This is a genomic window from Arthrobacter sp. efr-133-R2A-63 (genome assembly GCF_030209795.1).
Taxonomy (GTDB): domain Bacteria; phylum Actinomycetota; class Actinomycetes; order Actinomycetales; family Micrococcaceae; genus Arthrobacter; species Arthrobacter bambusae_A.
On sequence record NZ_JARVRG010000050.1, the window covers coordinates 1 to 1,220 of the forward strand.

The 1,220-nt window shown below is 68.1% G+C and carries 2 protein-coding genes; one reads left to right on the forward strand and one right to left on the reverse strand.

Annotation, left to right across the window (positions count from 1 at the left end; translation table 11 throughout):
- A partial coding sequence (locus tag QRN45_RS20235; protein ID WP_284764478.1) for an IS110 family RNA-guided transposase occupies nt 1-926 on the reverse strand: 926 nt, incomplete at its 3' end.
- A 76-nt stretch (nt 927-1,002) separates the two neighbouring features.
- Here QRN45_RS20235 and QRN45_RS20240 point away from each other — a divergent pair.
- A partial coding sequence (locus tag QRN45_RS20240; protein WP_284764480.1) for a hypothetical protein occupies nt 1,003-1,220 on the forward strand: 218 nt, incomplete at its 3' end.

Here is a 1,220-nt window from a genome sequence, read left to right on the forward strand (position 1 = left end):
GCGACGACATCGAACTGGCGCAACAGCCGTTCCCCGGGCCGGACGTAGGGGCGCCGGTGCTGCCACGCGGCTTCGATGAGGAGTTTGCGGGCGTAGGTGTTCCCGGCCTTGGTGATCGGGCCCTGGTGCCGGGACTGGCCGGAGGAGTCTTCACTGGGCACCAGCCCGAGGTAGGAGCCGATCGTGGAACCGGTGAAGCGCGTCCAGTCCCCGATTTCCACGGCCAGCCCGAACGCGGTGGTCATCTGGATGCCGCGCAGGCACATCAGCGCGTCGATCACCGGGGCGTAACGGCACGCCGCGGCCGTGGCGGCGACGTGCTTGTCGATCCGTGCCATATGCACGGCGAGCAGTTCGGCCTGCTCGAGATCAGCTTCGTAGGTGAACTGCAGCGCCGGTTCCTCAAAGCTCTGGCGGTGCAACCACCGGGTGTGTTCCTTCGTCCAGCGGGTGTCCTTGGGGTAGCGGATGCCGTGGCGCAGCAGGATGGCGTTCACGTGCTGGCGGGCGTGGGCGAGGTCCTTGGCCGTGCCCGAGCGTAGCCGGGACAGGTCCCGCAGGGCCTCTTCGTCCGGGTCCGGGATCCGCACCTCGGTGACCGAGCCGACCGCGAGCATCTCGGCCAGCACCCGGGCGTCGCGCCGGTCGGTTTTCACCCGGTCCCCGGGAGCGCGCAGCAGCTTCGAGGACGCCGCGACCACGCAGTTGATGCCCGCGGCGCGCAGGTAACGGGCCAGGACGAACCCGGTGGGTCCTGATTCGTAGACGGCCGTGACGTCCGGGGCGAACCGGCGGATCCACTCCAGCACGATGGCCGGGTCAGCGGGCATCGTGTGGGCGCTGACTTCGCCGGTGGCCGGGTTCAGCGCATGTCCCACCACGTTGACCGCGTGAACATCCAGACCAATGAAAGTATGCTCAAACATAGCCGGGACCTCCCAAACCTCACATGTGGCACTACCATTGCACCCCCGAGGAGCCGTCAGGCCAAGGGAACCTCCAATGGCAACCCACGGCCCTGTGAAACAGAAGGCCCCGGCCCCACCATCCCTCTCGGCCGTTCCCCTCCCGTCCGGGATAAAGGACATCACCGCCGGGGATTCAGGCCCCACAGCGCCGCCCTCCTCGCGGGATCCAACGGATCACACCAGCCGGCGCTGCGGGACCGCCCCGGCGAAAATGGCCGAACCGGACGGGAAGGACCTGCAACCCCTCATATC